The 6,408-nt window shown below is 40.0% G+C and carries 3 protein-coding genes; 1 reads left to right on the forward strand and 2 read right to left on the reverse strand.

Annotation, left to right across the window (positions count from 1 at the left end):
• On the forward strand, positions 1–1,143 hold the full coding sequence (locus PVK71_RS18435) for a glycerate kinase (protein ID WP_274420553.1): 1,143 nt from the start codon (positions 1–3) through the stop codon (positions 1,141–1,143).
• A 63-nt stretch (positions 1,144–1,206) separates the two neighbouring features.
• Here PVK71_RS18435 and acnB read toward each other — a convergent pair whose 3' ends face one another.
• Positions 1,207–3,795 (reverse strand): bifunctional aconitate hydratase 2/2-methylisocitrate dehydratase, encoded by a 2,589-nt coding sequence (acnB, locus tag PVK71_RS18440; protein WP_274420554.1) that lies wholly within the window; start codon positions 3,793–3,795, stop codon positions 1,207–1,209.
• Positions 3,796–4,016: 221 nt separating this feature from the next.
• Positions 4,017–6,284, reverse strand: coding sequence for a patatin-like phospholipase family protein (locus PVK71_RS18445; protein WP_274420555.1), 2,268 nt, complete (start codon positions 6,282–6,284; stop codon positions 4,017–4,019).
• Positions 6,285–6,408 lie beyond the last annotated feature (124 nt).

Raw genomic sequence — 6,408 nt, forward strand, 5'->3', positions numbered from 1 at the left:
ATGAAAATTGTTATTGCTCCTGATTCTTACAAAGAAAGTTTAACAGCGATGGAAGTCGCTACGGCAATTGAAGCTGGATTTAAACAAGTATTACCTAACGCAGAATATATTAAATTACCAATGGCCGACGGCGGTGAAGGGACAGTTCAATCTCTAATTGACGCTACTGGCGGTTCTATCATTGAACATACGGTTACCTCACCTCTTGGTGAACAAGTAACAGGGTTCTATGGATTACTTGGCGATGGCCAAACCGCGATTATTGAAATGGCTGCGGCATCAGGTTTACACCTTGTTGAACCAAGTTTACGTAACCCTTTACACACCACAACCTATGGTACTGGCGAGTTAATTAAAGCGGCTCTCGATAAAGGTGTAAAACATATTATTGTAGGTATCGGTGGTAGTGCGACTAACGATGGCGGCATTGGCATGGCTCAAGCGCTTGGCATCAAACTTCTGGATAAAAATGGTAATGATCTTGCTTTTGGTGGAGGTTCCTTAACACACCTTGCAACGATCGATACATCAAGTAAAGATCCCCGCCTTAATGATATTACGCTTGAAGTCGCGTGCGATGTTGATAATCCATTATGCGGCCCCAAAGGTGCTTCTTATGTTTTTGGCCCACAAAAAGGGGCAACACCTGAAATGCTAAAAACATTAGATTCAAACCTAGGCCATTATGCTGATGTAATGAAATCACAATTAAACAAAGATGTAAAAGAAACGGCAGGAGCTGGGGCTGCTGGTGGACTTGGCGCTGCACTACTTGGTTTATTTGATGCTACTCTTCGCCCTGGTATCGAAATCGTTATGGACGCAGTTAATTTAAGCGATGTGCTGGCTAAAGCAGATTTAGTGATTACAGGTGAAGGGCGTATCGATAGCCAAACCATTCATGGCAAAACGCCTATTGGTGTAGCAAGAACAGCGAAAAAGTTTGATTTACCTGTTATTGGCATTGCTGGTTGCTTATCTGATGATTGCGCTATTGTTCATGAATATGGTATTGATGCAGTATTCAGTGTTGTTCCTCGCTCTGTATCATTAGAAACAGCGCTAAAAGAAGCCGCTATTAATGTTGAAAACACAGCAAGAAATGTCGCTGCTATTTACTCTATGAACATTAAAAATAATTAACTTAAGATTCAACGCAATAAAAAAGCAGCCGATTTGGCTGCTTTTTTCATTTATAAACAAAGATTAAGCGGGTTCTTGGAAGATAACCGTATCTGCTTTTTCTGTATACTGACCCATTTTATGGAAGTTCAAATAACGGTATGTATCGGCAGCGGTTGCATTGATCTTCTCAGCGTACTCTAAGTACTCTTCTTTTGTTGGAATACGACCTAGAATCGCGCCAACAGCAGAAAGCTCAGCAGAAGCCAGATAAACGTTCGCACCAGTACCTAAACGGTTCGGGAAGTTACGAGTAGACGTAGACATTACCGTCGACTTGTCAGCAACACGAGCTTGGTTACCCATACATAATGAACAACCCGGAGTTTCAATACGAACCCCAGCACGACCGAAGATACCGTAGTAGCCTTCTTCTGTCAGTTGGTCTTTATCCATTTTAGTTGGCGGAGCAACCCATAGGCGAGTATTCAAAGAGCCATTAAACTCTTCAAGCATCTTACCTGCTGCACGGAAATGACCGATGTTGGTCATACAAGAACCGATGAACACTTCTTGAATATCAGTACCTTGAACGTCAGAAAGAAGACGTGCATCATCTGGATCGTTTGGTGCACATAGGATTGGTTGATCGATGTCAGCAAGATCAATCTCAATAACGTGCACGTATTCCGCATCTGAATCAGCAGACAGCAACTCAGGATTCGCTAACCACTCTTCCATTGCCGTAATACGACGCTCAATCGTACGAACATCACCGTAACCTTCAGCAATCATCCATTTAAGCATAACGATATTCGAGTTCAGGTACTCATCGATAGACTCTTGAGATAGCTTAACAGTACAACCTGCAGCAGAACGCTCAGCCGATGCATCAGAAAGCTCAAAAGCTTGCTCAACAGATAGGTGTTCAACGCCTTCAATTTCAAGAACTCGACCTGAGAATTCGTTAATCTTACCGGCTTTCTCTACCGTTAGTAGGCCTTGCTTGATGCCATATAGTGGAATCGCATGTACTAGGTCACGTAGTGTGATACCCGGTTGCATTTCACCTTTAAAACGAACCAAAATAGATTCAGGCATATCAAGAGGCATAACACCTGTCGCAGCAGCGAATGCTACTAAGCCAGAACCTGCAGGGAATGAAATACCTAGAGGGAAACGAGTATGCGAGTCACCACCTGTACCTACCGTATCAGGAAGAAGCATACGGTTTAGCCATGAGTGAATAACACCATCACCAGGGCGAAGTGAAACACCCGCACGGTTCATGATGAAATCAGGTAGCGTGTGATGCGTGTTTACATCAACTGGTTTTGGATATGCTGATGTGTGACAGAAAGACTGCATAACAAGGTCAGCAGAGAAACCAAGACACGCCAGATCTTTAAGCTCATCACGCGTCATAGGACCAGTAGTATCTTGCGAGCCTACCGTCGTCATTTTAGGTTCACAGTACTGACCAGCACGCACACCTTCAACACCACATGCTTTACCAACCATCTTCTGAGCTAGTGTGTAGCCTTTATCAGATGCCGATGGATCGATTGGTTTAGCAAACAGATCCGTTTCAGCTAGACCTAGAGCGTCACGAGCGCGACTTGTTAAACCACGACCGATGATCAGTGGAATACGGCCACCAGCACGCACTTCATCAAGAAGTACTTTGCTTAGCTCAAAGTTTGAAATCACAGAACCGTTCTTGTGAACAACACCTTCGTACGGGTAGATATCAATGATATCGCCCATGTTCATATCTTGTACGTTCAGTTCAATGGGTAGTGCGCCTGAATCTTCCATTGTATTGTAGAAGATTGGTGCAATTTTACCCCCAAGACAAACACCGCCAGTACGCTTGTTTGGTACGAACGGGATATCCTTACCCATAAACCAAAGTACTGAGTTTGTTGCCGATTTACGTGAAGAACCCGTACCAACAACATCACCAACATAAGCCAGTGGGATACCCTCTTTTTGCATTTCTTCAATTTGAGCAATTGGACCAACGCTGCCCTGTTCATCAGGAGTAATGCCATCACGTTCCATCTTCAGCATCGCTTTTGCGTGTACTGGAATATCAGGACGTGACCACGCATCTGGCGCTGGAGATAAATCATCGGTGTTCGTTTCACCAGTGACTTTAAATACTTTAACAGTAATTTTTTCTGCTACTTTATTTTTAGCAGTAAACCATTCAGCATCAGCCCAAGATTGAAGTACTTGTTGTGCTGAAGCATTACCTGCTTTCGCTTTCTCTTCTACATCGTAGAATGCGTCGAACATAAGTAGAGTATGAGACAATGCTTTAACAGCGATTGGAGCAAGCTCAGCATCGTCTAGTAGAGAGACTAGAGGTTCAATGTTGTAACCACCTTGCATAGTACCAAGCAGTTCAGTCGCTTTTGCTTTGCTAACTAATGGAGACGCCACTTCACCTTTTGTGATTGCAGTTAAGAAGCCCGCTTTTACATAAGCCGCTTCATCAACACCCGGTGGAATGCGATTTTCTAGCAAATCAAGAATAAATTCTTCTTCACCTTGCGGTGGATTTTTTACTAATTCAACTAATGCTGCTACTTGCTCAGCATCTAATGGTCTTGGGACCACACCTTCTGAAGCACGCTCTTCGACGTGTTTACGATAAGCTTCAAGCACGACTTAATTCCTCACTTTCTGGTCTACTCTTAATGAGTAAACATCCTTGGAAACAATTCAGTTTATATCCATTAACTTTTTAATTCTGTTATAAATCTCAATAAAACAAGAGAATATGTATCGGAATAGACTAAAAATGTGGCGAGATGATAGCAAATTTAACTCAAAATTAAAATCTCACCACATCAAACAACATACGACTTATGGCGCACTTTTAAACATTATAAAGTTGCACCAATACTTAAATATACTGATTCGTGATTTTGTTCTGTGCGACCATAAGCGAAAATAATTGGGCCTATTGGTGAGTCTATTCCAGCAAAAATAGAGCCCGCAGTGTAAATTGGTGCATCACTGAAGTTCTCTTCATTCCATAACCCTCCATTTTCGACTGAGGCACCTAAATATATAGGTGATTGAAATAATCCAAAATCGTTATCCATTAAGCGATATCGATATACAAGACTAGTAAAAACTAAATTTTGTCCTGTTAAGCTATCTTTTGGTGTACCTGATAAACGTAAAAAACCACCGAGTGATTTGGGCTCTAACTGTAAATCTCCCTTTTTATTTTCAACAACGCCATACTCAAAATTACCGACGAAAGTATGACGATAATAAGTCCAAGCTGCCCTTGTGTTCACAGTAAACTCTATAACTGAATCTTTTGTTCCATCAATATCAATAACACTGTCATCTACATTATCATGAGAATATAGATACTCTGAACGAACGTAGAAACCTTTAGTTGGGAAAGTATAGTTATCTAATGTATCAAGACGATACTGAGCAAAAACACCTTCTCGAGTATAACTTGCATCAATGCTTGAGATACTACTAAAAGCAACATCACCTTTAGTGTATCGTCCACCGATCCTAAAATCACTCCATAAACGCCCCTGTAGACCAAACGCAGCTTCAAGAACTAAATCGCTATACTCCAAGGGAAAATCATTATCAATTGAACTTAATTCATTACCTGATAAAGAGAATTTTTTCTGCTCAACACTATAAGTCGACTTAAATGATGTAAATAATAGTTGGTTGATTAAAAATGGGGTATATAACTCAGCAGAGATCAATTTATCGGTTCCTAACTCAAAATTAACTCTCAATTCTGAACGATTATCTCTAAAGCCCGTTAATTCAATATCAGTAAAATTAATCGACATTCCTAGTGAATATTTACTCTGATTATCAAAGTCATCTTCAAGAGCAAAGCGAAAATCTAAATAGTTTGGACCCCAACTTTTCTCCTTAACTTCAACAACAAGATCATGAGTTCCTTCACTTGTTTCTTTATAGTAATAATCAACTCGTTCAAATCTATCAATGACATATAAATCTCTTATATGTGCTTCTAATTCATCGGCGGTATATGTTTGACCTTCTTTAATATTAAGACGGTCTAGCAACATTTTTTCTGTATATAAACTTTTATTCTCTAATTGCAGTTTATTTATTGGTAACGAATTACCACGTATAAGTTGCTCTGTTTTTTTATATTTATTATCGCTATAAGCCTGATAAGCCTTCTCTGATATAACTAATTTATCTAATACTTTATGTTTTTCATAAGCAATGTCATAACCCTTATCATAAGCAAAAGGCATTCGATCGAATTCAGCAGTTTCCATTTTCCCTACATGGGGAGAAAGTAATATATCTTTTTCACCTAATAATTTTTCTTGCTGAAGGGTGCTATTTTTTACAATGTAATTTGTTAATTGCCCCATTACAGATAAATAACTAGAGATATCTTTTGCCTCTAAGTAATCAGAACCTATATCTACAGCTATAATAATATCTGCCCCCATCTCCCTTGCTATATCTACAGGCATATTATTTACACTACCGCCGTCAACCAACAAACGCCCTTCATATTCAACAGGTGGAAGCGCTCCAGGAACTGACATACTTGCCATCATTGCTTCTGCTAAATTGCCATGATCTAATATCACAGGCTCTAGCTTCTCTATATCAGTAGCAACAGCTCTGAATGGGATAGGAAGATCATCAAATGACTCTAAATAAGGAACATTTCCTGACGTTGTTCTCAGGATTTTGGCCATATTCTGGCCTTGAACAAAGCCTTTTGGTGCTTTTAGTTCTGTGAAGGAGAAGCCAATATCTGTTCCGATTTGATAACGATCTTCATATTCCTTATCTCTAATTTGTCTTTCACTTCGTTCAACTTTATCAACAAATCCGCTATTCCAATCAATAGTATCAATAAAGATTTCGATTTCATCCGCACTTAATCCTGATGCATATAACCCCCCAATATAAGCCCCCATACTGGTACCTGTAATATAATCAATGGGGATTTTCATTTCTTCTAGTGCTTTAAGTACCCCAATATGTGCAGCACCCTTTGCTCCACCGCCAGCAAGCACCAACCCAATTTTAGGGCGAGTTTCATCAGCTAATGCCACTGAAGAAGATAGATATAAAAAAATAGAAGGAAACAGGAGAGGCTTGAAGCGCATAAAATCATCCTTGAAATATTGATATAAAAAGAATACAGGATGAAGAAGGAGATAAAAAGCTTAATCAACTGAACTACCACTTCGCTGTGTCTATTCTGCATCATCTTACTTTTATCCAGACGTA

This window comes from Aliivibrio sp. S4MY1 (assembly GCF_028765545.1).
In the GTDB taxonomy this organism is placed as follows: domain Bacteria; phylum Pseudomonadota; class Gammaproteobacteria; order Enterobacterales; family Vibrionaceae; genus Aliivibrio.

Excerpts from the sequence above, each read along its gene's own strand:
- PVK71_RS18435 (WP_274420553.1), top strand. The coding sequence starts at position 1 with ATGAAAATTGTTATTGCTCCTGATTCTTACAAAGAAAGTTTAACAGCG.
- PVK71_RS18445 (WP_274420555.1), bottom strand. The coding sequence starts at position 6,284 with ATGCGCTTCAAGCCTCTCCTGTTTCCTTCTATTTTTTTATATCTATCT.